A 24,543-nucleotide genomic window follows, 5' to 3' on the forward strand; every position below is an offset into this window, starting at 1 on the left:
TTATGACACTAGGACCGGGCCGTATGAATGGCTTTCAGGCTGCGCAGCAGGCCTTCGGCCCTGTCGAGGGGCAAGGTGCTCGGCCCGTCGCACAAGGCTTCGTCTGGGTTGGGGTGGAACTCCAGGAACACGCCGTCGGCGCCCGCGGCGACCGCGGCCATGGCGATGGTGGGCACGCCCTCGCGCCGGCCGCCCGTCGAAGCGCCCTGGGTGCGGGGGTCAGCCCCGGGGAGCTGGACCGCGTGGGTCGCATCGATGGTCACCGGGACACCCAGCTTCTGCATCTCGCCGATGCCCAGCATGTCCACCACCAGGTTATTGTAGCCGAAGGTGGTGCCGCGCTCGCAAAGGATGCTGATCTGTGCGCCGCCGAGGGCCTCGCGGACCTTGTCCACCATCTGCTTGGTGTCCCAGGGCGCCATGTTCTGGGACTTCTTCTGGTGCAGCAACCCGCCTCGGCTGTGGGTCGCCCGCGCCGTGGCGACCACCAGATCGGTCTGCCGCCCCAGGAAGGCCGGAATCTGCACGATGTCGGCGATCTCGGCCACGGGCTCGGCCTGGCTGGCCTCATGCAGGTCGGTGCAGATCGGGACGTCGAACTCGGCCTTGATTTCCTTCAGGATCTCCAGGCCCTTCTCCAGGCCCGGTCCGCGGTAGCTATGGATCGAGGAGCGGTTGGCCTTGTCGAAGCTGGCCTTGAAAACATAGGGTAGGCCCAGGTCACGGCAGATGCCCTTCAAGCGCCGGGCGGTGACCCGCGCCAGCTCCAGGTCCTCCAGCACGTTCAAACCGGCGATGACGAACAGCGGCTGGCCGTCGCCAATCGACATGTTCCACTTGTTCAGGGTCAGAACGGCCATGGACGGGCTCCGGATCGGTCAGGCTGTGGGGTTGCGGCTTAAGTGGCGCGCGTGCGTTGTCTTCACAAGCGGGAATTCTTCGGCTGCATCCGGGGCCGGAACAGGGCCGTAGGTTCAGCAAGGGTTCTCGAATTTTCCCGACGCCAAACCAATGTTAGTATCCAGTTAGAGATCGGGAGTTGCGGCCATGACCCTGGCGCACGAATCGTCCCTGACCGCGCTCGCGGCTTCACCTCGCGCCTTCCGGCGCCTGCCCGCATTGGCCGACGTGCCGATCATATTCCGCAACGCCTTGCGGATGATGGCCCACAACTGGATGGCCGGGGAGCTGACCTTCGTCACACCCAAGGGCCACGAGCTGCGGCTGGAGGGCGAGCCCGGCCCCAAGGCCCGCATCATCGTCCGCGACTTCCGGTTCATCCGCCGCGCCCTGGCGGCCGGCGACATCGGGTTCGCCGAGGGCTACGCGGCCGGAGAATGGGACACGCCGGACCTGACGGCGGTGCTCAGCGTGTTTTCCCTCAACTATGACAACCTGCGCCGCATCACGCAGGGCAACCCGGTCGTGGGGGTGTTCAACTTCATCAGCCACGCGCTGAACAGCAACTCCCGCCAGGGATCCAAGCGCAACATCCACGCGCACTACGACCTGGGAAACGACTTCTATTCCCGCTGGCTGGACCCCAGCATGACCTACTCCTCGGCCAGGTTCGCCCATCCCGGCCAGAGCCTGGAGGCCGCCCAGGCCAACAAGTACCGGGCGCTGGCCCAGCAGATGGACCTGAAGGCCGGCATGAACGTGCTGGAGATCGGCTGCGGCTGGGGCGGTTTCGCCGAGTACGCGGCCCGCGAGGTCGGCGCCAAGGTCACCGGCATCACCATCTCCAAGGAACAGTACGACTTCGCCGCCAAGCGGATATTCGACCAGGGCCTGTCCGATCGCGCGGAGATCAAGCTGATCGACTATCGCGATGTCGAGGGACGCTTCGACCGGGTGGCCTCCATCGAGATGTTCGAGGCGGTGGGTGAGCGCTACTGGCCGACCTATTTCAACAAGATCAGCGAGGTGCTGGCGCCCGGCGGCCGGGCCGGCCTGCAGATCATCACCATCCAGGAGGAGCTGTTCGAGGATTACCGCCGCCACGCCGACTTCATCCAGAAGTACATCTTCCCGGGTGGTATGCTGCCCTCGGAGAGCAGGCTGAAGGCCGAGACCGACAGGGCGGGCCTGGCCTGGACCGGGATTTCCCGCTTCGGCCAGGACTATGCCGACACGCTGGCCCAATGGGCCGAACGGTTCGACGCGCGCTGGGACGAGATCAAGGGCTTCGGCTTCGACGAGAAGTTCCGCAAGATATGGCGGTTCTACCTCAGCTACTGCGACGCCGGCTTCCGCACCGGTCGCACCGATGTTGTGCAGCTTGGGCTCTCAAAGGCCTGATCGCCCCCTGTTCGGACGCCCCGACGCCCCTTAAGTAGCGGACATGACCGTCGCACACAGCGTCCTGGACGCCATCGGAAACACGCCGCTCATCCGCCTGGCCCGCGCCAGCGAGGCCACGGGCTGCGAAATCCTCGGCAAGGCCGAGTTCATGAACCCCGGCCAGTCCGTGAAGGACCGGGCGGCGCTCTACATCATCCGCGACGCCGAGCGACGCGGCCTGCTGAAGCCGGGCGGGCGGATCGTGGAGGGCACGGCGGGCAATACCGGCATCGGCCTGGCCATGGTCGCCGGGGCCAGCGGCTACAAGACGACCATCGTCATCCCGCGCACCCAGAGCCAGGAGAAGAAGGACGCCATCCGCCTGCTGGGCGCCGAGCTGGTCGAGGTGGACGCCGTCCCCTACTCCAACCCCAACAACTATGTCCGCTATTCCGGGCGCTTAGCCGAGGAACTTGCGGCGAAAGAACCCAACGGCGCGGTCTGGGCCAACCAGTTCGACAATGTCGCCAACCGCCAGGCCCACGTCGAGACCACGGGCCCGGAAATCTGGGCTCAGACCGACGGCAAGGTGGACGGCTTCATCTGCGCCGTGGGCTCGGGCGGCACCCTGGCGGGCATCGCCGAGGCGCTCCGGGCGAAGAACCCGAAGGTGGCCATCGGCCTGGCCGATCCGCACGGCGCCTCGCTCTACAGCTGGTTCACTGCCGGCGAGCTGAAGTCGGAGGGAACCTCCATCAGCGAGGGCATCGGCCAGGGGCGGATCACCGCCAATCTCGAAGGTCTCGCGATCGATCACGCCTACCGCATCGGCGACGAGGAGATGCTGCTGGCCATCTACGACATGGTCGAGCATGAGGGCCTGGTGATGGGCGGTTCCACCGGCATCAACGTCGCCGGCGCAATCCGCATGGCCAAGGACCTGGGTCCGGGGCACACGATCGTCACGATCCTCTGCGACCAGGGTTCGCGGTATCAGAGCAAGATCTATAATCCGGAATTCCTCAAGGAGCGGGGCCTCCCCGTCCCCGGCTGGCTATGACCGATCCCCTGGTTTCCACCGACTGGCTGGCCGCGCATCTGGGCGAGGTGCAGGTGGTGGACGCCACCTGGTTCATGCCGAACGAGGGCCGCGAGGGCCACGCCGACTACCTGGCGAGCCATATCCCCGGCGCCATCTTCTTCGACATCGACGCCATCGCCGACAAGACCGTCGACCTGCCGCACATGCTTCCTACCGCTGACGCCTTCGCTGAGGCCGCGGGCGCGATTGGCCTGTCGCGGGACGCCACCGTCGTGGCCTATGACAGCTTCGGCATCCGCTCGGCGGCCCGGGTCTGGTGGACTCTGCGGGTTATGGGATTCGACAAGGTCTTCGTCCTGGATGGGGGCTTCAAGGCCTGGCTCGCCGAGGGCCGCCCGACCGAGAGCGGCCAAGCCGCCCTGCCCGCCACCACGCTCTCCCCGAGCCTGGACGCCAAGCTGGTGCGCGACATCGGGGCGGTGCGGAACCTGCTGGAGTCCAAGGCCGCCCAGCTGGTGGACGCCCGCGGCGCGGCCCGCTTCCGCGGCGAGGTCCCCGAGCCCCGCGCCGGTCTGCGCTCAGGTCACATGCCCGGCGCCCGCAACACGCCCTTCGACGGCCTGCTGAACGCCGACGGCACGATGAAGTCGGCCGGTGAGCTGAAGCCTCTGTTCGCCGCCGCCAAGGTCGATCTTGGCGCCCCCATCGTCACCACCTGCGGCTCGGGCGTCACCGCCTCGGTCGTGGCCCTGGCCCTGGCCCGCCTGGGGCGTCAGGACGTCGCGGTCTATGACGGCTCCTGGACCGAGTGGGGCGGTCGCAGCGACACCGCCGTGGTGACCGGTCCTTGATCGTCCGCCTGGCGACCGAGGCGGACTTGCCGCGGCTGCCGGAAATCGAACTCTCGGCCGTGGACGCCTTTCTGACCACCTCGATCCCACCCGGGCCCTTGTCGACCGTGACACCCGCCGAGGGATGGCGCGACGCCCTGGAGCACGGCACGCTCTGGGTCATCGACGGCCAACAGGGGACGCCGGTCGGGTTTCTGGGCGCGCACCGGGACCGGGGCGAATTGCATATCCTCGAATTCGACGTCGAGGTGGGTCATCAGGGCAAGGGCCTGGGTCGCCTGCTCCTGAACCACGTCATCGCCTGGGCCCGCGCCGAAGGCCTATCTGAGGTCACCTTGACGACGTTCCGCAGCATCGCCTGGAACGGCCCCTTCTACGGCAAGATGGGGTTCGTTGAGATACCGGACGCCGACATGCCCCGGCATCTCGCCGACACCCTCAAGGCCGAGCGAGCCCGCAATCTCGAGGAACGCTGCGCGATGTGGCTGATCCTCTAGTTCCGGGTCGGGATGATCACCGGCAAGGTCTCGTAGCCCTTCACGAACACCGAGTGGGTGCGCTGGGGTTCGCCCACCACCTCGATGGTGGGGAAGCGGGCCAGGATTTCTTCCCAGATGATCTGCAGCTGCAGTTCGGCCAGGCGGTTGCCGACGCAGCGGTGGACGCCGAAGCCGAAGGACAGGTGCTGGCGGGGGCGCTCGCGGTCGATGATGTAGCTGTCGGGGTTGGCGATGACCTCGTCGTCGCGGTTACCCGAGACGTACCACATGGCCACCCGGTCGCCCTTCTTGATGGTTTTGCCGCCGATCTCGTAGTCCTGCGTGGCCGTGCGGGCCATGTGGGCAAGCGGGGTCTGCCAGCGGATGGTCTCCGACACCATCGACGGGATCAGCGACGGGTTCTCCCGCAGCTTGCGGTACTGGGCCGGGTTCTGGTTCAGGGCGTAGATCGAGCCGGAGATGGTGTTCCGGGTGGTGTCGTTGCCGCCGATGATCAGCAGGGTGACGTTCCCATGGTACTCGTGGGCGTCCATGTCGCGGGTGGCCGGGTTGTGGGCCAGCATGGAGATCATGTCGAACTGCGGCTCCACGGCGTCTTTCCGCGCGGTCCACATGTCGTCAAAGGCCTCGAAGCACTGGCCGAGCACCTCGCGCTTCTGCTCCCAGCTGTCGCAGACCCCGTGGCCGGGCGGGTTGGTCATCATGTCCGACCAGTAGGTCAGGTCGCGCCGCCGCTCGAAGGGGAAGTCGAAGAGGGTGGCCAGGGTCATGGCCGTCAGCTCCTTGGAGACCAGGTCCACCCAGTCGAAGGTCTCGCCGATCGGCAGGTCGTCGAGGATTTTTCCCGCCCGCTCGCGGATCACCGGCGCCATTTGCGCCAGGTTGTGGGGCGCCACCGCCGGGCTGACCGCCTTGCGCTGCACGTCGTGCTTGGGTGGGTCCATGCCGATGAAGCTGGGCCGGGTCGGACGGCCGGCTGATTCGGCCTTTGATTCCAGGCTCTGGAGGACGATGCCGTCGGCCGACGAAAACACCTGGTGATTGGTGTCGATGGCCATGATGTCGTTGTACCGGGTCACCGACCAGTAGGGGCCGTAGTCGCTGTTCTCGGTGTAATGCACCGGGCTCTCCCGGCGCAGGCGCTCGAACTGGGCCCACATGGTGTCGCTGGTGAACAGTTCAGGTTGGGCCGGATTCAGTTGGTCCAGCGGGAGGGCGGCGGCCTGCTGACGGGCCTCCTGGCGGATATCGACGGAACCGTCGCTCATGGTCGTCTCTCCCTGACACGCGGGCCTCTTGGGGGCTCGCTTACCTGTCGTTGGGTCAATGACGCCGAACCGAACGCTGTATTGCAAGAACCATCTGCCGACGGTCTGCGCGCCTATCGCACCGGCGGCGGATAGTGGAGGCCCGGCTGCGGCGCATTCCACAGGGCGTTGAGGCCGCGTTCCAGCTTGAGCGGCGAGCCCTGCCCCACATTGCGGCGGAACACCTCGTCATAGGCGCCCACCTGGCGGATCGCCTGGAACCCCCAGTCGGCCTTCAGGCCCAGCAAGGGGCCGAGGTTTCCCTCCGTCCCCAGCAGGCGGCGCACGCGGGGGTCGGTGGAGGCGTCGCGGGCCTTGGCGACATTGGCCGAGGTCAGCTTCAGCTCCTCCCCCAGCATGAGGGCGTAGACGCTCCAGCGGACGATATCGGTCCAGGCCGGATCGTCCTGGCGTACAACGGGGCCAAGGGGCTCCTTGGAGATCACCGTGGGCAGGATGACGTGGGCGTTGGGATTGTTCATCAGCGAGCGGGCCGAGGCCAGGGCCGAGACGTCGGCGGTGAAGGCGTCGCAGCCCTCGGCCTGATAGGTCTCGCGGGCCTCGGCCTCGGAGGCCGCCACGACGGCGCGGTACTTCAGGCCGCGGGTCTTGAAGTAGTCGGCCAGGTTCTCTTCGCTGGCGGTGCCCGCCTGGACGCAGATCCGCGCGCCGTTCAGTTCGTCGGCGCTGGCCAGCGCCAGGGCCTTGGTGGCGAGAAAGCCCTGGCCGTCGAAATAGGTCACCGCCGGGAAGTCGAGGCCGCCGGCGTCGCGGGCGAGAGTCCAGGAGGTGTTGCGCGACAGGATGTCGATCTTGCCCGCCGTCAGCTGGGCGAAACGGTCCTGGGCCTGGATCGGGGTGAACCGCACCGCCTTGGCGTCTCCCAGCACGGCGGCGGCCACCGCCCGGCAGATATCCACGTCGAAGCCATGCCAGGCGCCCTTGTCATCGGGGAAGGCGAAACCCGCCAGGCCCGGGTGCACGCCGCAGGCCAGGTAGCCGCGCGCGCGGACGGCGGCCAGGGTGGGGCTGGCCTTGGCCCGCAGCACCTGGGTCGCCGGGTCGGCCGCCGTCGTGGCGCTGGCCGGCGGCGCAGGCGTGGGATCGCCGCCGCCGCAGGCGGTCAGCCAGAGCAGAAATCCGATGGCGGCGGTGCGGCCTAGCGCCTTGATCACAAACCTCACGGGGGCTCTAAGGGGTCGCGGGCATTGTCGCCCCTGTTCGTTCCGAGCCGTCAAGCCGCATGGCCGAAGAAACCCGATTGATCCGCGCCGGCGCCACGCCCAAGTCGCTGGCCAAGACCGTGGGGCCGCCAATCCAGAAGGGCTCCACCGTCCTGCTGCCCAACGCGCAGGCGCTCTACGACGACGACAACTTCATCACCTATGGCCGTCAGGGCCTGTCGGCCCACGACGCCCTGCGCGACGCCCTGGCCGAGATGGAGGGCGCCAAGGGCGTCTGTCTCTATCCCTCGGGCCTCGCGGCCCTAACCGGCGCCATGCTGGCGGTGCTGAAGGCCGGCGACGAGGTGCTGGTGGTGGACAATATCTACAAGCCCACCCGCCGGTTCTGCGACCACGTCCTGCGCCGGTTCGGGGTGGCGGTGCGCTATTTCGATCCGCGCCAGAGGCCGGAAGACCTGGTGGGCGGCGCGAGCGAGGCCGTCCGGATGATCGTGATGGAAAGCCCGGGGTCCCTGTCCTTCGAGATGCAGGACCTTGCGGCGATCGCCCGGCTGGCCCGCGCGCGCGGCATCCTGACGCTCGCCGACAACACCTGGGGCGCCGGCTACCTCATCAAGCCGCTGGCCCAGGGCGTGGACATCAGCGTCCAGGCCTTGACCAAATATGTCGGCGGCCACTCCGACGTCTTCATGGGCTCGGCGGCGGCCAATGACCCGGCCCTGGTGGGCCAGCTGGAGAACGGCGTCATCCACCTGGGCTGGGCCGTGGCGCCCGAGGACGCCTACCAGATGCTGCGCGGCCTGCGCACCCTGCCCACTCGGCTGGCGCGGCAAGGCGAAAGCAGCCTGGCCATCGCCGCCTGGCTGCGCGACCAGCCGGAGGTCGCCGGCGTCCTGCACCCTGCCCTGCCCGGCGCCCCCGACCACGAGCTGTGGAAGCGGGACTATGCCGGCGCCTGCGGCCTGTTCGGCTTCGTGTTCCGGCCCGCCTCCGAAACAGCCGTGAACGCTTTCCTCGACGCGCTGGAGCTGTTCGGGTTGGGCTTTTCGTGGGGCGGGTTCGAGAGCCTGGCCATCTCCTGCGACCCCCAGCTCGGAACCCGCAAGTTCCGCCCCGACTACGGCGGCCCGCTGATGCGGCTGCATGTCGGCCTGGAGAACGCCGGCGACCTGATCGCCGACTTGCGGAAGGGTTTGGACGCCTTCAGCGCCACGGGCGGCTAGCCCTGGCGCGCCCTGCAGGACTCGAACCTGCAACCGCCTGCTTAGAAGGCAGGTGCTCTATCCAATTGAGCTAAGGGCGCTCTTGCAGAGACGTAGATCACGATGATTTTGGATCGAGGCGATCCAAAATCATAAGACGTGATCGCCTACTTATGTTTAGAGCGGGATTGGTGCGAAAAGCCGGTATCCACTTTTTCGCATCCCGCTCTAGTGGGTCCAGGGCTGCTTGCGGTTGAAAGCGAAGTTGTCGGCATAGGCTTTCACGATGCGCTTGGCAGGCTTGGGGTCGAACAGCTGGAACGGGATGGCGTGGGCCTGGGCGTAGGCCACGGCGTCTTCCGAGGTGTCGAAGGACAGGCGGATCTGGCCGTCGGTGTCGCGGGTCTGGGTCCAGCCCATCAGCGGGTCCGACGCTCTGGCGTCCTGCGGCGCGAATTCGAGCAGCCAGTCCTTGGTCTTGGCCTTGCCGGACTGCATGGCGTTCTTGGCCGGACGATAGATGCGCGCGAGCATGAAGGATCCCTGGCGATAAGTCGTTTGGCCGGTGCTGGTCGGGGCGAGAGGATTCGAACCTCCGACCCTCTGGTCCCAAACCAGATGCGCTACCAGGCTGCGCTACACCCCGAAAAGCACCGGCGGGCGTGGGATATAAGGCTTTGGCCTTTCCCGCAAACGATAGGAGGCCGCAGGCGACCTCGTGATCGGCAGATAGATGATTTACAATCTGCCGCACCCAGCTGGCTCGACGTTTGCACGCCAAGTCGCTAGGTCTCCCTCAGCGAGACAGGGGTCCAATGCTCAGCGTGAAGAAAAAGTCCAAACGGGTCCGGCGCATGGAGATGCGCAAGCGGGCCAAGTTCTGGGACAAGTACGGCGACCCCATCCGGGTGAGCCTGATCGCGGCCGCCGCCATCACCGGCGCCAGCCTCGTGGCGAAGATGGCCTTGGGCTGAGCTAGCCCGCCGGCGCGCGCCGGTGCATCAGCTTGAACACCCCTGAGGCGCGGACCACGTCGTGGCCGCCGACATAGGCGCGACCTTCCACGAAGGCGACATCGCGGGTGGCGCGGGTCACCCGCGCATCCCCCATCACCCATTCCCCGATCCGGGCCATGTGCAGGAAGTCCACCGACAGGTGGATGGTGACCGAGCGCGTTTGGGTCTCGCGCCACACGGCGGCGGCCAGCAGGCCGTCCAGGAAGGCGGTCAGCATGCCGCCGTGAACCAGGCCCAGGCCATTGGCATGCCGCTGCTCGGCGAAGAAGGCCTGCTCGGTCAGGCCGTCCTGCTGCTGAGCCCGGTGATAATAGGGGCCGTTGATGGTGGAGAAGTCCCCGCGGCCGCTGGACTGGATGAAGCCGTCGGGCGGGATGATCTGCGCGGGCTGCGTCATCGGGCGTCCTTCAGGGGCTTCAGCCCGATTTCATAGAGGCGCGGCCATCGCTTGCCGGTGACGAACAGGCGGTCGCCCTGGCGGTCATAGGCGATGCCGTTGAGCACCGCGTCGGGGTCGCGCTGGGACAGGGTCTCGGGCAGGCCGCTCAGGTCGATCCAGCCCTTCACCGCCCCGGTCTTGGGGTCGATGCGGGCGATACGGTTGGTCATCCAGATATTGGCCAGGATTTCGCCCTTCACCCACTCGATCTCGTTGAGGTTCTGCACCGGGCGGCCCTCGGCGGTCACCTTGACCCGCCGGGTCTCCTTCAAGGTCTTCGGGTCCAGGAAGCGCAGGAAGGGCGTGCCGTCGCTCATGATCAGGCTCTTGCCGTCCTGGGTGAGCGCCCAGCCCTCCCCGGGATAGCGGAAGCTGCCCTTGCGGGTCAGGGTCTTGAGGTCCCAGCGATAGCCGATCTGGTCTCGCCAGGTCAGGCTGAGAATCTCCGATCCCCAGTTGACGATGCCCTCGCCGAACTTGTCATCGTCAGTGGCCACCGACTGCAGGACCGCGCCGTCCTTCAGCCGCACCTTGCGGATCGAGGAGGCGCCCTCCAGGCCCGTGCTCTCGAACATGACGCCGTCCAGGAAGAACAGGCCCTCGGTGAAGGCCTGGCTGTCATGGGGATAGGTCGCGCGGACCTCATAGCCCTGGACGGGCAGGAGGGCCGCGGCGGGACTTGCCACCATGACGGCGGCGAAGGCCATCACAGCGAGCCAGAGGGGCTTGAGGGACAGAGACGACAAGCCGGACTCCCTGGCTAGAGCCTGTCCATTTCAGATGTTTCATCTGAAATGGATGAACAGGCTCGCCCTTCAAAGTTTAGAGCGTGACAGGCGCCTGAACCGGTATCCACTTCAGGCTGTCACGCTCTAGGACGGACGTCCATCCTTTGCGGGAGGCTTGCGGCGGAGGCAAGGCGGTACGGCTCGGCCGTCACGCCATCCCGATGGACTCCAGTTCCGCCACCACCAGGCCCTTGGGACCCTCGGCGAAGCGGACCATGACGTCGTCGCCGGGCTGCAGGTCCTCGATGCCGGACCGGCGCAGGGTCTCGATGTGGACGAAGATGTCGCCGGGTTCGCCGTCGCGCACCACGAAGCCGTAGCCCTTGGCGCGGTTGAACCATTTCACCTTGGCCCGCTCCAGCGGTCCGCGCGCCTGGGGCGCCGGGCGGGAGCTGCGGGCGGGGAAGCCGCCGGCCTGCCGGTCGAAGCCGCCCCCGGCGGGGCGATCAAAGCTGTCGCGGTCGCGACGGAAACCGCCGTCGTCACGGGTGCGCCGCTCGGCCGGCGGCGGCGCCGAACTCTCGTCCAGATCCACGACCTCCGACACCTGCCAGCCCTTGGGCCGGCGGATGACGTCACAGACGATGATGGCCCCCTCCAGAGCGTTTTCCCGCCCGGAGTTGCGAAGCGACGTCACATGCAGAAGAACATCTTTCAGGTCGGTCTGGCCTGGATCGTCGGGGACGATGAAGCCATAGCCCTTACCCGCGTCGAACCACTTGATCCGACCACTAATCCGCACGGCGTCCTCGTGCGAATCTACACCCTCAAATTCGTAACCAGACATTTGCCCCTCTGGCCCGATCTCCAAATCCCTACGGATACTGGCCAGTCATAACACTGTTCTCGTAACAGGAGAGCCGTCAATGGGGGTTTTTCACCCAAATGCACGCATTTGGTGTGTTTCTCGCGCTTTGCGCGATGGATTGGCGCCGAGCCTAATGTCGGCTGCCCGCCCAAGGGCGGTTTCGCGTGGCAGTCCCTAGGGGAGTCGAACCCCTCTCTCCAGGTTGAAAACCTGGCGTCCTAACCGATAGACGAAGGGACCGCAGGACGCGAAGGGCGGCTCTATAGCTGCGTTGCCGGGGGTGTGCAAGCGCACTCACCACGAGTTCTCCCGGTTCCGCACAAAGCTTGGTCGTCACCCCACCCGGCGGAGGTCGGCGACGTCCTCGATCTCCAGCTCGACGCTGGAGCGGCCCTGCCAATCGTCCGGCTTCAGACGACCGACTATATGCAATCCGCCGCCCTCGGCCAGCAGCCGGGCGCCGATCTCCGTGCCCTCAGAGCGCCACGCCACGGCCTTCAGCTTGCCGCCGGTGCGGTCGGTCAGGGTGACCCGCACATGGCCGCCCTTGAGCGCCATGGCCCGCTCCACGCGCACGTCGGAGAGGGCGAAGACCGGCTCGGGATTGCCAGGCCCGAAGGGGGCCATCCGCTGGAAACTCTCGTAGAGCGCTCGATCGGCGCCGCGGGTGGTGATCAGGGCGTCGATGTCCAGGCCGTCCTCGGCGGCGGCCACCTCGCTCTCGTCGGCCAGGCGCTCGCAAAGGAAGGCGCGCAGTTCGGGAATGGTGTCGGGCTTGACGCTGAGGCCCGCGGCCATGGCGTGACCGCCGCCGGCGATCAGCAGGCCCTCCTCATAGGCGGCCTGGACGGCCCGCCCGAGGTTCACCCCCGGCTGGGAGCGGCCCGAGCCCTTGCCCACATCGGCCGCCCGGTCGACGCCGATCACCATCACCGGCTTGCGGTAGCGTTCGCGCAGGCGGCCGGCGACGATGCCGATGACGCCGGGATGCCAATCATCGGCGGAGACCAGCAGTACCGGAAGATCGGCCTGGTTGCTCTCGCGCTCGATGATCTGAACGGCCTGCTCCAGCACCTCGCGCTCCACCTCCTTGCGCGACGCGTTCAGCGCGTCGAGTTCGGCGGCGAGATCAGCGGCCTCGCGGGGATCGTCGGTGGAGAGCAGGCGCGCGCCCAGGTCGGCGCGGCCGATGCGGCCCCCGGCGTTGATGCGCGGGCCAAGGACGAAGCCGACGTGGAAGGCCGTCGCCGGCCCCTGGCTCTTGGCGACGTCCAGCAGGGCTTTCAGGCCGGGATTGCGCCAGCCGGACATCACCTTCAGCCCCTGGGAGGCCAGGGCCCGGTTGAAGCCCACCAGCTGGGTCACGTCGCAGATGGCTCCCATGCAGGCCAGGTCCAGCCACTGGCGGATATCGGGCTCGGGACGTTCAGCCGTGAACAGGCCCTGCTTGCGCGCCTCGCGGTTCAGGGCGGCCAGCAGGACGAAGGTGACCCCGGCGGCGGCCAGCACCCCCTGCCCCGACTCGCAGCCGGGCCGATTGGGGTTTACGAGCGCGGTGGCGGGCGGAACCTCGTCGCCGCGCATCAGGTGGTGGTCGATCACCACCACCTCCAGGCCGATCTCGACGGCATAGGTCACCGCCTCCATCGCGGCTGCGCCGCAGTCGACGGTGATCACCAGCTCGACGCCCTCGTCCTTCAGGCGACGGAAGGCGGCGGGCGAGGGGCCGTAGCCCTCGGTGATGCGGTCGGGGACGTAGATGCGAAGACTGCTGCCCAAGGCGCGGGTCCAGCGGACCAGCTGGGCGGCGCTGGAGGCCCCATCGACGTCATAGTCTGCGAACACCGCCATGGGCCGGCCCTTGGCCACGGCGTCCACCAGGATTTCGGCGGCCTTGTCCATGTCCATGAAGCTGGACGGGTCGGGGAACAGCGCCCTGAGGGTCGGGTTCAGATAGTGCTCGCCCTGGCCGTCCTCGACTCCGCGCGACGCGAGCGCCCGGGCCAGGGGCTCGGGTAGGCCCAGCGCCATTTCGTGGCGGCGCACGGTCTCGGGATCGGCGGCCCGCTCGCGCCACAGCCGGCCGCTGAGCGACTTGGTGACGCCCAGATAGCCCGCCGGGGTGGAGCCCTCGGCCATCACACCGGCCGCTTCATCCGCACTTCACGCACCGTCTGGGTGGCGGAGTTCATGACGATGGTGTGGGTGTGCACAAAGCCGTCCTCATAGTGGACGCCGTCCAGCAAGGCTCCGTTGGTGACACCGGTGGCCGCGAAGATCGCGTCGGCGCGGACCATCTCGTGTAGATCGTACTTGCGGTCGAAGTCGGTGATGCCGATGCGCTTGGCGCGGGCCTTCTCGTCGGCGTTGCGGAACACCAAGCGGCCCTGGAACTGGCCGCCAACGCACTTCAGCGCCGCGCAGGCCAGCACCCCCTCCGGCGCGCCACCCTGACCGACATAGAGGTCGACGCCCGTCGAGGGGTCGGCGGTGTTCATCACGCCCGCCACATCGCCGTCGGTGATCAGATAGATTCGCGCGCCCACCGAGCGGACGCTAGCGATGATCTCGGCATGGCGGGGGCGGTCCAGGATGCAGACCGTAATCTCGCTGGCGTCGACGCCCTTGGCCCCGGCCAGAGCCTCGACGTTCTGGGCGGGGGTCTTGTCCAGGTCGATGATCCCCCGGGGATAGCCCGGCCCGCAGGCGATCTTGTCCATGTAGGTGTCGGGCGCGTTCAGAAGGGTGCCCTTGGGCGCCCAGGCCATGACCGACAGCGCGTTGGCCATCGCCTTGGCGGTCAGCGTCGTGCCCTCCAGGGGATCGAGGGCGATGTCGATCTTCGGGCCTTTGCCCTTACCGACCTTCTCGCCGATGTAGAGCATGGGCGCTTCGTCGCGCTCGCCCTCGCCGATGACGATCTCGCCGTCGATGTTCAGGTCGTTCAGAGCCGTGCGCATGGCGTCCACCGCCGCCTGGTCCGCCGCCATCTCGTCGCCCCGTCCCACAAGTTTCCAGGCGGCGATGGCGGCGATCTCGGTCACCCGGACAGCGTCCATGACCAGACCGCGATCCAGAATTTCGGAACTCATGAACTCGTCTCCTGCCGGAATCCGGCATAGCCGGCGACTATCGTGAGATTCTCATATGCGCGCGATGCGCAAGAGCCGCGGTCTTTCGAGCACTGAGGGCAGATTCGCGATGCGGTCTATAGCCGCCGTGAGCACCGATTCCGCCACGGCGTGCGTCGTCAGCACGATCGGGACGCCATCTGCATTCTCCACGGGCTTCTGCAGGAAGCTTTCGATGGAGACACCGGCCTCGGCCAGGGTCTCTGACACCGCGGCGATAACACCGGGCTCGTCCTTGACCAGGAAGCGCAGGAAGGCGCGCCCCATGCTCTTGGCGGGATCGACGGGGGTGAAGGGATTCAGCTGTCCGGCCGGCTTCTGGAAGACCGGACGCACCGCGCCGGTCATCAGGTCGGCGATGTCGGCGGCCACAGCGGCGGCGGTGGGGCCAGCCCCCGCGCCAGGCCCCTGAAGATAGATGGTGCCGATCCGGGTCCCCTCGATGAAGAGGGCGTTCAACGCGCCGCCGGCCTGGGCCAGGGGATGGTTCAGCGCCACCAAGGTCGGATGCACGCGCACCAGCACGCCCTCGTCCGACCGGCTGGCCGAGGCGATGAGCTTGATGCGGTAGCCAAGATCCTTGGCCAGCTGGATGTCCAGCAGGGCGACCTGCTCGATCCCCTCGATTTCGGCCGCGGCGTAGTTGGGCGCGCAGCCGAAGGCCAAGGCCGCCAGGATCGAGATCTTGTGGGCCGCGTCGAAGCCGCCGACGTCCATGGTCGGGTCGGCCTCGGCGTAGCCCAGGCGCTGGGCCTCGGCCAGGACCGCGCGGAAGGCGTCGGCCGGCCCCTGTTGGCCCAGCATGCCCTCCATCTCGGTGAGGATGTAGTTGCAGGTGCCGTTGAGGATGCCGGAGATCGACCGGATGTCGTCGCCGACCATGGCCTCGCGCACGACCTTGACCGCCGGGGTGCCGCCCATGACGGCGGCCTCGTACAGCAGGGGCACGCCCTTGGTCTCGGCCAGCAGCGCCAGTTCCGCGCCGTGCTCGGCGATCAGCGCCTTGTTGGCGGTGACCACGGGCTTGCCGGCGTGGAGCGCCGCCTCCACCGCGGCCTTGGCCGGACCGTCCGAGCCGCCGATCAGCTCGACGAAGATGTCGTTGTCGGGGGACTTGGCCAGTTCCACCGGGTCGTCGAACCAGGCCAGATTGGAGATGTCGAAGGGCCGGGGCCGCGAGCGTGAGCGCGCTGAGACTCCGGTCACCACGGCCTGGCCGCCGGCGGGCGCGAAGCCCGGCCGGTCGGACAGGAAGTTCAGCAGCCCGCCGCCGACCGTTCCCAGGCCCGCGACGCCGATACGCCAGTTTTTACCACTCATCCGTCCTACGCTCCTTCAGAGCTTCGGAGGATTGATCCTCCATCCACACGGCCATGTCCTCCGTAGCCTCGGCGAAGGAGGATCATTGGGCCGCCAGGGTGTTGTGGGCCCGACCGAGGATCTCTTCGGAATTGGCCAGGAACTTCTTCACGTTGCGGGCGGCTTGGCGGATGCGGTGTTCGTTCTCCACCAGGCCGATGCGGACATAGCCCTCGCCATACTCGCCGAAGGCCACGCCGGGGGCGACGGCGATGCCGGCCTCCTCGATCAGTAGCTTGGCGAACAGCATGGAGCCGGCCTCCTTGTACTGCTCGGGCAGCGGGGCCCAGGCGAACATCGAGGCCGGTGGCGACGGGATGTCCCAGCCAGCGCGCTTCATCGAGGTCACCAGCGTGTCGCGGCGGCTCTTGTACATGGCGCGGATCTCGTCGACGCAGTCCTGCGGGCCATTGAGCGCCGTCGCCGCCGCAACCTGGATCGGGGTGTAGGCGCCGTAGTCCAGATAGGACTTCACGCGGGCGAGCGCCGCGCACATCCGCTCATTGCCCACCACCATGCCGACCCGCCAGCCGGCCATGGCGTAGGTCTTGGACAGCGAGTTGACCTCGACCGCCAGGTCCTTGGCGCCGTCCACCTGCAGGATCGAGGGCGGCGGGTTGTCGTCGAAATAGATCTCGGAATAGGCGATGTCGGAGAGCACCAGCAGGTCGTGCTTCTTCGCCAGAGCCACCGCCTCTTTGTAGAAGTCCAGATCCACCCACTGAGCCGTCGGGTTGGACGGGTAGGACAGGATCAGCACGCTGGGGGCGGGGCTGGAGTGGCGCATGGCGGCGCTGACGCCCGACAGGTACTCTTCCGGAGACGGGGCCGGCACGTGGCGGATGACGCCGCCAGCCATGATGAAGCCGTAGGCGTGGATCGGATAGGCCGGGTTGGGGCACAGGATCACGTCGCCCGGCGCGGTGAGCGCCTGGGCCAGGTTGGCGAAGCCTTCCTTCGACCCCAGGGTGGCGATCACCTCGGTGTCAGGGTTCAGGGTCACGCCGAAGCGCTTCTTGTAGTAACCGGCCATGGCGCGGCGCAGACCGACGATGCCCTTGGAGGCGGAATAGCGCCCGGCCTTGGGGTCGCGGGCGGTCTCGATCAGTTTGTCGACGATGTGTTTGGGCGTCGGCATGTCGGGATTGCCCATGCCGAAGTCGATGATGTCCACGCCCTGGGCGCGCAGGCGCGCCTTGATGCGGTTCACTTCCTCGAAGACGTAGGGAGGAAGGCGTCGGATACGGTGGAATTCGGGGGTCATTTGGAGCTCTGGCCGCATGCCTCGCGGCGGTAGGGAGCTGAAGTCGCACATGGCGAGTCCCGGTGCGGGGCTTCGCCAAGCAGGTTCAAGATCGTTCGCCTCCGCGGGCCTATCTCGGCGACGGAGGCGGTGTAGCTCGCGCCCGCTGCGCCTTGGCGAAGGCTTCGGTGGCCGCGGTGGTGGAGTCCGGACCGGTCGCCTCGGGACCTGCAATATCACGCGCCCGGCCGGCGAAGGCGTCGGTGCCGGTCAGGGTCCAGGTGCTGGGCGCGGTGTCGCGCACCAGCTCGGCGCCGGCCACCTGGAGGTCGCTCGCCGCGCGGCCGAAGGCCGGCAGGGGGCGGACGTCGGCAGGCACGGGGGGAATGTCGGCGAAGGTCGGGTAGTCGTGGCTCGCGCGGGCCTTGGCGGCGACCTCGGCGGCGATCGGCGAAGCCGGGTTCACCGCAGCGGTGACGAAGGGGTTGGAAATCGCGCAGCCGCTCAGCATCGCGGCGCCACAGACACAGACCAGCAGGCTCGTCCGCAAGGGTTTCAAGCGACTCATCACGAAAAGTCTAGGCGACGCGTTCATCTTGGCGCTGGTCTTATGCCATGATTGCGTTGGGCGAAAGAGCGCGAGCGCCGAGCCCGCGAGACAAACCTGGGAGAAGACGGTCATGAGCAAGCAGCCGACCAAGACCAAGGCCGCCAAGGCCAAGGCGTCGGACACGGTCAAGACCGGCTCCGGCAAGACCAAGACCAAGGCCGCCAAGAGCGCCGAACCCAAGGTGAAGGCGCCCAGGGCCGCGCCGCAAGCGCCCCGCGCCGAGGCGCCCAAGGCCAAATCCCCCCGCACCGAGGCGCCGCGTCCCGAAGCGCCCCGGATGACGATGAATCCCGCCGCCGCCGCGGCCTTCGGCGGCAGCGTCGACTTCGCCCCCGCCCAGCTCAACGCCGAGCAGCGGGAGATGATGGAGAAGCTGTCGGCCAACCTGGCCCGCGCCGCCTTGACCGCCCAGGGCGCCATCGCCGAGGCCGCCCTGCGCCAGGCCGAGCGGCCCGCCGCCCTGCAACCCGACCCCTTCCATGTGGCCCCGGCGCTGACCGACGTGATGGGTCGCCTCGCCTCCCAGCCCGACCGCCTGGTCCGCGCCCAGGCCGACCTGTTCCAGCGCTATCTGGAGCTCTGGCAATCGGCCGCCCGCCGCGCCAGCGGCGAGACCGTCGAGCCCACCGTGGCGCCGGCCAAGGGCGACAAGCGATTCCTGGACCCGGAATGGAGCGACAACCCGGTCTTCGATGTGATCAAGCAGTCGTACCTGGTCACCTCCAATTGGCTGAATGCGCTCGTCTCCGAGGTCGAGGGCGTCGATCCCATGGCCAAGCGCCGGGTCGAGTTCTTCATGAAAATGCTCACCGACGCCTTCTCGCCGTCGAACTTCCTGGTCTCCAATCCGGCCGCCCTGCGCGAGGCGATGTCGACCCAAGGCCAAAGCCTGCTGCAGGGCATGGAGAACTTCGCCGCCGACCTGACCCGCGGCGGCGGCACCCTGGCCATCAGCCAGACCGACTACGACATGTTCAAGATCGGCGAGAACGTCGCCACCGCCCCGGGCAAGGTGGTCTTCCAGAATCAGGTCCTGCAGCTGCTGCAGTTCAACCCCACCACGGAGACGGTGTTCGATATCCCGCTGGTGATCTTCCCGCCCTGGATCAACAAGTTCTACATCCTGGACCTGCGCCCCGAGAACTCGATGATCCGCTGGCTCACCGACCAGGGGATCACGGTCTTCGTCGCCTCCTGGGTCAATCCCGATGTGGAGATGGCCGCCAAGACCTTCGAAGACTACATGCAGCAGGGCATCTACGAGGGCACCGCGGCGGCCATGAAGCAGGCCGGCGTGACCCAAGTGAACACCGTCGGCTACTGCATCGGCGGCACCCTGCTCTCCTCCACCCTGGCCCACATGGCGGCCAAGGGGGACAAGCGGATCGCCTCGGCCACCTTCTTCGCCGCCCAGCAGGACTTCGCCGAGGCCGGCGACCTGCTGCTGTTCACCAACGAGGACTGGCTAGGCGACCTGGAGAAGCAGATGGACGCCGCCGGCGGCGTGCTGTCGGGCCAGGCCATGGCCGAGACCTTCAACTCCCTGCGCGCCAACGACCTGATCTGGTCGTTCTTCGTGAACAACTACCTGATGGGCAAGGAGCCCAAGCCCTTCGACCTGCTGTTCTGGAACTCCGACCAGACCCGCATGCCCAAGGCCCTGCACCTGTTCTACCTGCGCAAGTTCTACGGCGAGAACGCCTTGGCCAAGGGTGAGCTGGTGATGGACAACATCAAGCTCGACCTCTCCAAGGTGAAGACCCCGGTCTACGTCCAGTCGTCTAAGGAAGACCACATTGCGCCCGCCCGCTCGGTCTATCGCGGCGCCAAGCTGTTCGGCGGGCCGGTGACTTTCACGCTTGCCGGCTCAGGCCACATCGCCGGCGTGATCAATGCGCCGGTGGCCAACAAGTACCAGCACTGGACCAACAGCGACCTGCCCGGCTCCGTCGAGCAATGGATGGAAGCCGCCAAGGAAACCCCCGGCTCCTGGTGGCCCCACTGGGCCGAATGGCTGAAGGCCAAATCCGGCGGCCAGGTCCCGGCCCGCGACCCCGCCAAGGGGCCCTTCAAGCCGCTGGAGGACGCGCCGGGGTCGTACGTGAAGGTGAAGTCCTAGGATGACCAAGACCATCGCCGAGCTGCAGCGTGAGATGGCCCAGGCGATGGACCATGAGGAATACGAACTGGCCGCGAAGCTGCGCGACCAGATCGCGGCTCTGACGCCCGGCTCGATGATCCGCGTCCAACAGCCGGGTCAGATGGGGGTCGGCACGGACACGCAAGCCGTGCGGCCGCCGAAGGGCTGGAAGCCACCCCCGAAGCCCGACCTGATGACCCGCAACCACAAGCCGCGCGGTGGGAAGCGCTAGCCCCACCGCCGCTCTTCCCGGCGAAGGCCGGGATCCAGGTCGTAGGTCACGACCCGCGCCAGGAATGCTGAAAGCGGCGGATGTATCTGAGTCCCGGCCTTCGCCGGGAGGAGCGGATTTGAGTCAGTCCGGGACGTTCGTCCAGCCCGCCAGAAGCCCGAGGCTCGCCTTGTCGATCTCGATCCAGCACCCGCCGCCCGAGTGCTGGGGCTTGTCCTGCCGGCCGATGGCGACGCCCTGCAGGTGGGCCATCAGCAGTTCCCCGACCCCGCCGTGGGCCACCACGACGATGTCCCCGCGGGTGGGTTCGTCGCGGGCCAGACGCTGCATGGCGGTGACAATGCGGACCTGCGCATGGCGAGCGGTCTCCCAGCCGCGCACGCTCTCGTCGGGCTTGCCGAAGAACTGCGCCACCACCTCCCAGAACTCCGGCGGGGCAATGTAGCCGGTGGCCGAGCGGTCGTTCTCGCCGAGTTCGGGGTCGATGCGGTGCGGCACGCCCAGGCGCTCTGCGACGATGGCGCCGCCGTCCAGGGCCTTGCGCTCATCGCTGGACCAGACGGCGGTCACCTGCCCGCCCACCAGGCTGTCGGCGAACAGGCCCGCTCGACGACGGCCAGTCTCCGAGAGCGGCCACCGGGTTACGGGCACGGCGGGGTCTAGGACAACCTCTGGATGGGTCAGAAAGTAAATTCGCGGCATGGCCTGCTCGCTGGCAGGCTCTCGCCTGTCAGTCAACCGCGTCTCGTGGATCGCCCGCAACCCGACGGCCGTTCTCCAGCCACGCGCGCAAGCCTGGCGACAACTCCTCCTCAAGGCGCTGCAGATAGAGCGCGTTGTCGTCGTCAGTCAGCACCGACTGCCAGCGATCGTTGGTCCCCTTGTTGAGGAAGGTCTCGGTTCCGCCTTCGAAGCCGAACTCCATGCCCGGCAGCAGGGCCGGCCCGTCCCGCTTCATGGTCTCGAAGGTCGCGGCGTCCACCAACTCTGGCCATAGGTCGTAGGCCACCTCGATATCCAGAAAATCGGCGATCCTGCCCATCTCGCCCCGGAGGTCGGCCTTCAGGTCGTTATAGTGGACCAGAAGCAGGTTTGACCGCCCGCGACCGGCCCAATAGGTCCGCTCGATGTCAAAGAACGACTGCGACATCAAGGACAGGTCGCTGTCCTCCCCGCGCGCCATCCAGTGATGAAAGAACTCCCGCGCGGTTTTCGGGGGCCGAGGCAGGGGGCGACCAATCTGTGGCTCGTCCATACCGGCGGCGTCGAGACCCGCCCAGGCCAAGGCCGTGTAGCCATTGATGTGGTTGAGATAGGACATGCAGGCGTCGCGCCCGCCGCGCGCCACATGGATGTAGCGGACCTCGTCATAGATCGGCAGACCGTCCAGCGGCAGGTGTGATTTCAGGAACCGTCGATGGGTCTGGGCCTCGATGGTTTCCAGCACCGGCCCGACCGGCCCCTTGAACCGGTTGTCGATCCAAGGCGACAGCATCGACACCGGACGGGGCTCGGCCGACTGAAAGATCAGCAGGTTGACGATCTGCTGGGTCCAGGTGGTGCCGACCTTGGGCGGGGTGGCGATCACCACGTCGCCAGGCCGCGGCGCATAGCCGTCCCAACGTCGGCTGTCGCAGTACCAACTGCGGAATTCCCGAACCGGCGCGCGCTCCAGCATGACTGTGCCCCCCTCAAAGCCCAGGGTCATCAGTTACGGATCGGACGGTGAAATACCAGGGTTATTCGGCCCTGCCTGGGCAAATCCCCGCCAGGGTCGCGATCTCCTAGGCTGGGACGAACTTCAGCGCCACGCCGTTGTTGCAGTAGCGCAGGCCGGTGGGCTGCGGGCCGTCATTGAAGACGTGGCCCTGGTGACCCAGGCATTGGGCGCAGTGGTATTCGGTGCGCAGGATGCCGATGGCGAAGTCGGGCTTCTTGATCAGGCCGCCGCCGATGGAGGTGAAGAACGACGGCCAGCCGGTGCCGCTCTCGTATTTCGCCGTGCTCTTGAACAGCGGCCAGTTGCAGCCGGCGCAGACGAAGGTCCCCTTGCGGTGCTCGGCCAGCAGGGGGCTGGTCCCCGGGCGCTCGGTGTCCTCGCGGCGCAGCACGCGATAGCTGTCGCCCGGCAGGCGCGCCTTCCACTGGGCGTCGGTGAGCTTCTTCCACTTCGGATCGGGCACGGCCGGCGTCGCGGCGAGCGCGGAGCCCATGGGCGCCAGCGCCATCGCAACGGCGGAGGTGGCGAGGAAGCGGCGGCGGTCAAGCATCTGGGTCATGTCAGGTCATACGTGAGAGGAAGCCCGAAGGTTTCACCCTGCCCTCGCCCATCCCTAGAGTCCCGCGGCTTCGTCCAGCCCCAGGATCAGGTTCATGTTCTGCACGCAGGCGCCCGAGGCGCCCTTGCCGAGGTTGTCCAGCAGGGCCACGAGCCGCGCCTGGCCCTGCGCTTCGTTGCCGAACACGAACAGCTTCATGCGGTTGGTTCCGTTCAGGCCCTCGGGGTCGAGGGTCTTGGTCCCTTGCGCTTCCGCGAGACTGGCCACCTCGACGAACTGCTCGCCCTCATAGCGCTCGGCCAATGCCGCCTGGAGCGCCGCCAAGGTCGGCTTTTTCGGCAGCGCCCACAGGTGCAGCGGAATCTCGACGATCATGCCCTGGTGATAGCGGCCGACGGCTGGGGTGAAGATCGGCTTGTGGGTCAGGCCGCCATGAACGGCGATCTCCGGCACGTGCTTATGGGACAGGCCGGTGGCGTAGATGCGGTAGGCGACCGTGGTGTAGTCGGGCGCGCTCTCATCCTCGAACTCGGCGATCATCTGCCGTCCGCCGCCGGAATAGCCGGAGACCGCGTTGATGCTCACCGGCTGCTCGGCCGGCAGGAGGCCCGCGTCCACCAGGGGCCGGATCAGGGCGATGGACCCGGTCGAATAGCAGCCGGGGTTCGACACCCGCTTGGAGGCCGCGATAGCCTCGCGCTGGCCGAGGATGGCCTCCTGGAAGCCATAGGCCCAGTCGGGGGCCACCCGGTGGGCGGTGGACGGATCGACGATCTTCACCGCCGGATTGGTGATCAGACTGACGGCCTCAAGGGCCGCGTCGTCGGGCAGGCACAGGATCACCACGTCGGCGCCGTTCAACAGCTCGGCGCGGGCGCCGACGTCCTTGCGCTTGGCCGGATCGATGGAGAGCAGTTGCAGGTCCGTGCGGCCTTCCAGCCGCTCGCGGATCTGCAGGCCCGTGGTGCCGGCCTCGCCGTCGATGAATACCGTGTGGGTCATGTCGCTGATCCAAACAAAGCCGAATTCCAGATAGCAGAAGGGGCGCCCCGGTTTCCCGAAGCGCCCCTTTGCAAAACGCGTGGTGAACGCGCGCGGGTTTAGCGCTTCGAGAACTGGAAGCTGCGTCGCGCCTTCGCCTTGCCGTACTTCTTCCGCTCGACCACGCGGCTGTCGCGGGTCAGGAAGCCGTGCGGCTTCAGCACCGGGCGCAGGCCCGGCTCATAGTAGGTCAGGGCCTTGGACAGGCCGTGACGGATGGCGCCGGCTTGACCCGACAGGCCCGAACCGACGACCGAGACGACGACGTCGAACTGGCCTTCACGGTCGGTGACCTGGAAGGGCTGGGCCAGCATCATGCGCAGCACGGGGCGGGCGAAGTAGATTTCCTGGTCGCGGCCGTTGATCGTGATCTTGCCCTTGCCCGGCTTGATCCAGACCTTGGCGATCGCGTTCTTGCGCTTGCCGGTGGCATAGGCGCGGCCGAACTTGTCGATCTTTTGCACGGCCGGCTCGGCGGCCGGTTGCGAGGAGAGGCTTTGCAGGGCCTCGAAGCCTTGGGGTTCGGACATCTGCTTACGCGCTCCGCACGTTCTTGGTGTTCATTTGGGCGAACGCGATGGTTTCCGGCGTCTGCGCTTCATGCGGATGCTCGGGGGAATTGTAGAGGCGCAGATGGGTCATCTGGGCGCGCGCCAGGGGACTTTCCTTGGGCAGCATGCGCTCGACAGCCTTTTCCAGGACGCGTTCCGGGAACTTGCCGTCCAGCACCTGGCCGGCGCTGCGCTGCTTGATGCCGCCGGGGTGGCCGGTGTGGCGGTAATAGATTTTGTCGGTCAGCTTCTTGCCGGTGAACTTCACCTTGTGGGCGTTGATCACGACGACATAGTCGCCGCAATCGACGTGCGGGGTGTAGTCGGGGCGGTGCTTGCCGCGAAGACGCATGGCGATGAACGAGGCGAGACGGCCGACGACGGCGTTCTCGGCATCGATCACGATCCACTTCTTCGTGACGTCGGCGGGCTTCAGAGAAGCCGTCGTCTTCATCATGGGAACGGGTCCGTAATTGGGTTGGGACCAGGCGATCCCGACGAAAGAGGCGAGCTGATACGTCGGCTGGGCTGACCTGT

The 24,543-nt window shown here is 67.3% G+C and carries 26 protein-coding genes and 3 tRNA genes; 8 read left to right on the forward strand and 21 right to left on the reverse strand.

Going from position 1 to position 24,543, the window contains the following annotated elements:
* Positions 1 to 8 precede the first annotated feature (8 nt).
* On the reverse strand, positions 9 to 860 hold the full coding sequence (gene kdsA / locus JKL49_RS11655) for a 3-deoxy-8-phosphooctulonate synthase (RefSeq protein ID WP_215340774.1): 852 nt from the start codon (positions 858 to 860) through the stop codon (positions 9 to 11).
* 187 nt (positions 861 to 1,047) lie between these two features.
* On the opposite strand from kdsA, the gene JKL49_RS11660 reads away from it, so the two are divergent.
* The 4 genes from JKL49_RS11660 to JKL49_RS11675 are packed head-to-tail and all read left to right on the forward strand — an operon-like array spanning position 1,048 to position 4,673.
* Entirely contained in the window at positions 1,048 to 2,301 is a 1,254-nt protein-coding gene (locus tag JKL49_RS11660; protein WP_215340775.1) for an SAM-dependent methyltransferase, read from the forward strand.
* A gap of 43 nt (positions 2,302 to 2,344) precedes the next feature.
* On the forward strand, positions 2,345 to 3,343 hold the full coding sequence (locus JKL49_RS11665; protein ID WP_215340776.1) for a cysteine synthase A: 999 nt from the start codon (positions 2,345 to 2,347) through the stop codon (positions 3,341 to 3,343).
* Complete coding sequence (sseA, locus tag JKL49_RS11670) at positions 3,340 to 4,176, forward strand: 3-mercaptopyruvate sulfurtransferase (protein ID WP_215340777.1); 837 nt, start codon at positions 3,340 to 3,342, stop codon at positions 4,174 to 4,176. The genes JKL49_RS11665 and sseA overlap by 4 nt, the downstream gene beginning before the upstream one ends.
* Entirely contained in the window at positions 4,173 to 4,673 is a 501-nt protein-coding gene (locus tag JKL49_RS11675) for a GNAT family N-acetyltransferase (RefSeq protein ID WP_215340778.1), read from the forward strand. Before sseA ends, JKL49_RS11675 begins: the two co-directional genes overlap by 4 nt.
* Here JKL49_RS11675 and JKL49_RS11680 read toward each other — a convergent pair.
* Together JKL49_RS11680 and JKL49_RS11685 are read right to left on the reverse strand one after the other, a co-directional pair.
* Positions 4,670 to 5,944, reverse strand: a complete 1,275-nt coding sequence (locus tag JKL49_RS11680) for a cytochrome P450 (RefSeq protein ID WP_215340779.1) — start codon at positions 5,942 to 5,944, stop codon at positions 4,670 to 4,672. The genes JKL49_RS11675 and JKL49_RS11680 overlap by 4 nt on opposite strands.
* 113 nt (positions 5,945 to 6,057) lie before the next feature.
* Entirely contained in the window at positions 6,058 to 7,167 is a 1,110-nt protein-coding gene (locus tag JKL49_RS11685) for an amino acid ABC transporter substrate-binding protein (protein ID WP_347340375.1), read from the reverse strand.
* Between the two features lie 59 nt (positions 7,168 to 7,226).
* Here JKL49_RS11685 and metC point away from each other — a divergent pair, with 59 nt between their 5' ends.
* Entirely contained in the window at positions 7,227 to 8,390 is a 1,164-nt protein-coding gene (gene metC, locus JKL49_RS11690; protein WP_215340780.1) for a cystathionine beta-lyase, read from the forward strand.
* 3 nt (positions 8,391 to 8,393) lie between these two features.
* On the opposite strand, the gene JKL49_RS11695 is transcribed toward metC, so the two are convergent.
* The 3 genes from JKL49_RS11695 to JKL49_RS11705 form a co-directional block, all read right to left on the reverse strand.
* A tRNA-Arg gene (locus JKL49_RS11695) sits at positions 8,394 to 8,470 on the reverse strand.
* Positions 8,471 to 8,597: 127 nt separating this feature from the next.
* Positions 8,598 to 8,903 carry an ETC complex I subunit gene (locus JKL49_RS11700; protein ID WP_215340781.1) on the reverse strand — a complete coding sequence of 102 codons (306 nt, stop codon included), beginning with the start codon at positions 8,901 to 8,903 and terminating at the stop codon, positions 8,598 to 8,600.
* Positions 8,904 to 8,938: 35 nt separating this feature from the next.
* Positions 8,939 to 9,015: transfer RNA gene (locus tag JKL49_RS11705), tRNA-Pro, on the reverse strand.
* A gap of 178 nt (positions 9,016 to 9,193) precedes the next feature.
* Here JKL49_RS11705 and JKL49_RS11710 point away from each other — a divergent pair.
* Positions 9,194 to 9,343, forward strand: coding sequence for a hypothetical protein (locus JKL49_RS11710; protein ID WP_215340782.1), 150 nt, complete (start codon positions 9,194 to 9,196; stop codon positions 9,341 to 9,343).
* Position 9,344: 1 nt separating this feature from the next.
* On the opposite strand, the gene JKL49_RS11715 is transcribed toward JKL49_RS11710, so the two are convergent.
* From JKL49_RS11715 to JKL49_RS11755, 9 genes are all read right to left on the reverse strand, one after another.
* Positions 9,345 to 9,782 carry a PaaI family thioesterase gene (locus JKL49_RS11715; protein WP_215340783.1) on the reverse strand — a complete coding sequence of 146 codons (438 nt, stop codon included), beginning with the start codon at positions 9,780 to 9,782 and terminating at the stop codon, positions 9,345 to 9,347.
* Positions 9,779 to 10,570, reverse strand: a complete 792-nt coding sequence (locus JKL49_RS11720) for a glutaminyl-peptide cyclotransferase (RefSeq protein WP_347340376.1) — start codon at positions 10,568 to 10,570, stop codon at positions 9,779 to 9,781. Before JKL49_RS11720 ends, JKL49_RS11715 begins: the two co-directional genes overlap by 4 nt.
* A gap of 190 nt (positions 10,571 to 10,760) precedes the next feature.
* Positions 10,761 to 11,399, reverse strand: a complete 639-nt coding sequence (locus tag JKL49_RS11725; RefSeq protein ID WP_215340784.1) for a cold-shock protein — start codon at positions 11,397 to 11,399, stop codon at positions 10,761 to 10,763.
* 186 nt (positions 11,400 to 11,585) lie between these two features.
* Positions 11,586 to 11,660: transfer RNA gene (locus tag JKL49_RS11730), tRNA-Glu, on the reverse strand.
* A gap of 93 nt (positions 11,661 to 11,753) precedes the next feature.
* Positions 11,754 to 13,559 carry a single-stranded-DNA-specific exonuclease RecJ gene (gene recJ / locus JKL49_RS11735; protein ID WP_215340785.1) on the reverse strand — a complete coding sequence of 602 codons (1,806 nt, stop codon included), beginning with the start codon at positions 13,557 to 13,559 and terminating at the stop codon, positions 11,754 to 11,756.
* Entirely contained in the window at positions 13,559 to 14,512 is a 954-nt protein-coding gene (glpX, locus tag JKL49_RS11740) for a class II fructose-bisphosphatase (RefSeq protein WP_215340786.1), read from the reverse strand. The genes recJ and glpX overlap by 1 nt, the downstream gene beginning before the upstream one ends.
* 51 nt (positions 14,513 to 14,563) lie before the next feature.
* Entirely contained in the window at positions 14,564 to 15,871 is a 1,308-nt protein-coding gene (locus JKL49_RS11745) for a homoserine dehydrogenase (RefSeq protein ID WP_215340787.1), read from the reverse strand.
* Positions 15,872 to 15,953: 82 nt separating this feature from the next.
* Entirely contained in the window at positions 15,954 to 17,174 is a 1,221-nt protein-coding gene (locus JKL49_RS11750; RefSeq protein WP_215340788.1) for an LL-diaminopimelate aminotransferase, read from the reverse strand.
* 109 nt (positions 17,175 to 17,283) lie between these two features.
* Positions 17,284 to 17,721: a hypothetical protein gene (locus JKL49_RS11755; RefSeq protein WP_215340789.1), complete on the reverse strand. Its 438-nt coding sequence runs from the start codon at positions 17,719 to 17,721 to the stop codon at positions 17,284 to 17,286.
* A gap of 112 nt (positions 17,722 to 17,833) precedes the next feature.
* On the opposite strand from JKL49_RS11755, the gene phaC reads away from it, so the two are divergent.
* Both phaC and JKL49_RS11765 read left to right on the forward strand, forming a co-directional pair.
* Positions 17,834 to 19,882, forward strand: a complete 2,049-nt coding sequence (gene phaC / locus JKL49_RS11760; RefSeq protein WP_215340790.1) for a class I poly(R)-hydroxyalkanoic acid synthase — start codon at positions 17,834 to 17,836, stop codon at positions 19,880 to 19,882.
* Position 19,883: 1 nt separating this feature from the next.
* Positions 19,884 to 20,135: a UvrB/UvrC motif-containing protein gene (locus JKL49_RS11765; protein ID WP_215340791.1), complete on the forward strand. Its 252-nt coding sequence runs from the start codon at positions 19,884 to 19,886 to the stop codon at positions 20,133 to 20,135.
* A gap of 123 nt (positions 20,136 to 20,258) precedes the next feature.
* On the opposite strand, the gene JKL49_RS11770 is transcribed toward JKL49_RS11765, so the two are convergent.
* From JKL49_RS11770 to rplM, 6 genes are all read right to left on the reverse strand, one after another.
* Positions 20,259 to 20,786: a histidine phosphatase family protein gene (locus JKL49_RS11770; RefSeq protein WP_215340792.1), complete on the reverse strand. Its 528-nt coding sequence runs from the start codon at positions 20,784 to 20,786 to the stop codon at positions 20,259 to 20,261.
* 79 nt (positions 20,787 to 20,865) lie between these two features.
* Entirely contained in the window at positions 20,866 to 21,843 is a 978-nt protein-coding gene (locus tag JKL49_RS11775) for a sulfotransferase domain-containing protein (RefSeq protein WP_215340793.1), read from the reverse strand.
* A gap of 76 nt (positions 21,844 to 21,919) precedes the next feature.
* Positions 21,920 to 22,414, reverse strand: a complete 495-nt coding sequence (gene msrB, locus JKL49_RS11780; protein WP_215340794.1) for a peptide-methionine (R)-S-oxide reductase MsrB — start codon at positions 22,412 to 22,414, stop codon at positions 21,920 to 21,922.
* Positions 22,415 to 22,468: 54 nt separating this feature from the next.
* A complete protein-coding gene (argC, locus tag JKL49_RS11785; RefSeq protein WP_215340795.1) occupies positions 22,469 to 23,416 on the reverse strand; it encodes an N-acetyl-gamma-glutamyl-phosphate reductase in 948 nt (315 codons plus the stop codon).
* Between the two features lie 98 nt (positions 23,417 to 23,514).
* Positions 23,515 to 23,985, reverse strand: coding sequence for a 30S ribosomal protein S9 (gene rpsI / locus JKL49_RS11790; RefSeq protein WP_215340796.1), 471 nt, complete (start codon positions 23,983 to 23,985; stop codon positions 23,515 to 23,517).
* Positions 23,986 to 23,989: 4 nt separating this feature from the next.
* Positions 23,990 to 24,463 carry a 50S ribosomal protein L13 gene (gene rplM, locus JKL49_RS11795; protein WP_215340797.1) on the reverse strand — a complete coding sequence of 158 codons (474 nt, stop codon included), beginning with the start codon at positions 24,461 to 24,463 and terminating at the stop codon, positions 23,990 to 23,992.
* Positions 24,464 to 24,543: the final 80 nt, after the last annotated feature.

Origin of the sequence: Phenylobacterium glaciei (genome assembly GCF_016772415.1) — a bacterium.
Classification (GTDB): Bacteria; Pseudomonadota; Alphaproteobacteria; order Caulobacterales; family Caulobacteraceae; genus Phenylobacterium; species Phenylobacterium glaciei.

What these genes read in the sequence shown, in the direction of transcription:
- msrB (WP_215340794.1), bottom strand. Translation starts at nt 22,414, where the DNA reads ATGACCCAGATGCTTGACCGCCGCCGCTTCCTCGCCACCTCCGCCGTT.
- JKL49_RS11665 (WP_215340776.1), top strand. Translation starts at nt 2,345, where the DNA reads ATGACCGTCGCACACAGCGTCCTGGACGCCATCGGAAACACGCCGCTC.
- rplM (WP_215340797.1), bottom strand. Translation starts at nt 24,463, where the DNA reads ATGATGAAGACGACGGCTTCTCTGAAGCCCGCCGACGTCACGAAGAAG.
- JKL49_RS11680 (WP_215340779.1), bottom strand. Translation starts at nt 5,944, where the DNA reads ATGAGCGACGGTTCCGTCGATATCCGCCAGGAGGCCCGTCAGCAGGCC.
- metC (WP_215340780.1), top strand. Translation starts at nt 7,227, where the DNA reads ATGGCCGAAGAAACCCGATTGATCCGCGCCGGCGCCACGCCCAAGTCG.
- JKL49_RS11700 (WP_215340781.1), bottom strand. Translation starts at nt 8,903, where the DNA reads ATGCTCGCGCGCATCTATCGTCCGGCCAAGAACGCCATGCAGTCCGGC.
- argC (WP_215340795.1), bottom strand. Translation starts at nt 23,416, where the DNA reads ATGACCCACACGGTATTCATCGACGGCGAGGCCGGCACCACGGGCCTG.
- sseA (WP_215340777.1), top strand. Translation starts at nt 3,340, where the DNA reads ATGACCGATCCCCTGGTTTCCACCGACTGGCTGGCCGCGCATCTGGGC.
- JKL49_RS11660 (WP_215340775.1), top strand. Translation starts at nt 1,048, where the DNA reads ATGACCCTGGCGCACGAATCGTCCCTGACCGCGCTCGCGGCTTCACCT.
- JKL49_RS11775 (WP_215340793.1), bottom strand. Translation starts at nt 21,843, where the DNA reads ATGACCCTGGGCTTTGAGGGGGGCACAGTCATGCTGGAGCGCGCGCCG.
- JKL49_RS11725 (WP_215340784.1), bottom strand. Translation starts at nt 11,399, where the DNA reads ATGTCTGGTTACGAATTTGAGGGTGTAGATTCGCACGAGGACGCCGTG.
- kdsA (WP_215340774.1), bottom strand. Translation starts at nt 860, where the DNA reads ATGGCCGTTCTGACCCTGAACAAGTGGAACATGTCGATTGGCGACGGC.
- JKL49_RS11715 (WP_215340783.1), bottom strand. Translation starts at nt 9,782, where the DNA reads ATGACGCAGCCCGCGCAGATCATCCCGCCCGACGGCTTCATCCAGTCC.
- JKL49_RS11755 (WP_215340789.1), bottom strand. Translation starts at nt 17,721, where the DNA reads ATGAGTCGCTTGAAACCCTTGCGGACGAGCCTGCTGGTCTGTGTCTGT.
- phaC (WP_215340790.1), top strand. Translation starts at nt 17,834, where the DNA reads ATGAGCAAGCAGCCGACCAAGACCAAGGCCGCCAAGGCCAAGGCGTCG.
- JKL49_RS11765 (WP_215340791.1), top strand. Translation starts at nt 19,884, where the DNA reads ATGACCAAGACCATCGCCGAGCTGCAGCGTGAGATGGCCCAGGCGATG.
- JKL49_RS11750 (WP_215340788.1), bottom strand. Translation starts at nt 17,174, where the DNA reads ATGACCCCCGAATTCCACCGTATCCGACGCCTTCCTCCCTACGTCTTC.
- glpX (WP_215340786.1), bottom strand. Translation starts at nt 14,512, where the DNA reads ATGAGTTCCGAAATTCTGGATCGCGGTCTGGTCATGGACGCTGTCCGG.
- recJ (WP_215340785.1), bottom strand. Translation starts at nt 13,559, where the DNA reads ATGGCCGAGGGCTCCACCCCGGCGGGCTATCTGGGCGTCACCAAGTCG.
- rpsI (WP_215340796.1), bottom strand. Translation starts at nt 23,985, where the DNA reads ATGTCCGAACCCCAAGGCTTCGAGGCCCTGCAAAGCCTCTCCTCGCAA.
- JKL49_RS11745 (WP_215340787.1), bottom strand. Translation starts at nt 15,871, where the DNA reads ATGAGTGGTAAAAACTGGCGTATCGGCGTCGCGGGCCTGGGAACGGTC.